Source organism: Asaia siamensis, from assembly GCF_014635085.1.
Lineage (GTDB): Bacteria > Pseudomonadota > Alphaproteobacteria > Acetobacterales > Acetobacteraceae > Asaia > Asaia siamensis.
On record NZ_BMCH01000017.1, the window covers coordinates 1 to 759 of the forward strand.

The window sequence follows — 759 nt, forward strand, 5'->3', positions numbered from 1 at the left end:
GTCAGGGCCGTACCGCCACTGACAAACTGCTTGCCTCCGCTCACAAGGACAGAGCCTGAGGCGATACCGCCGCCATACAATCCGTCAAATGAATTGAGGCCGACATCCTGCCAGCCACTATTCGTGACCAGCGTATTTTCCGTATAGGCGCCCTGCCCCTGGACCGCCTGATAGGCACCCGACAAGACAGTGTTGAGCGCAGTGCCCCCAGACCCTACCAAAACGGCACCAGCACCAGTACCCCACCAGCCATTACCTATGGCTGTCAGCTGTGATGCCGTGCCGCCGGACTGAATCCGCGCCTGTCCGCCCAGGGACAACACACTGTTATCCATGGTGCCACCGGATGAGACAACAGCCTGGCCACCGCCCTGCACTGTAAAGCCCGTCATCCGGCCATTGCCAAGACCAAGAGCTGACCCACCGCTCAGGATGACAATTCCTGAGGCAACACCTCCGGAAGCAGCAGCCGTGCCGCCTTGCGACACCGTCGCCACCGCACCGGTCACTGCACTGGCATTGAAGGCTGTGCCACCAGAAAGCACAGCCATCGTACCGCCAGAAGCCGTAATCGTGCCCGAGGTCACGCCTCGCAGCATGACCGTCTGGGTGCCACCTGCAGAGATCATGGTTGTCAGGGCCGTACCGCCACTGACAAACTGCTTGCCTCCGCTCACAAGGACAGAGCCTGAGGCGATACCGCCGCCATACAATCCGTCAAATGAATTGAGGCCGACATCCTGCCAGCCACTATTCGTG

The 759-nt window shown here is 60.5% G+C and carries 1 pseudogene; it reads right to left on the reverse strand.

Going from position 1 to position 759, the window contains the following annotated elements:
• Window positions 1-759, reverse strand: a pseudogene (locus IEV53_RS14740) (hypothetical protein); the annotation flags it as partial.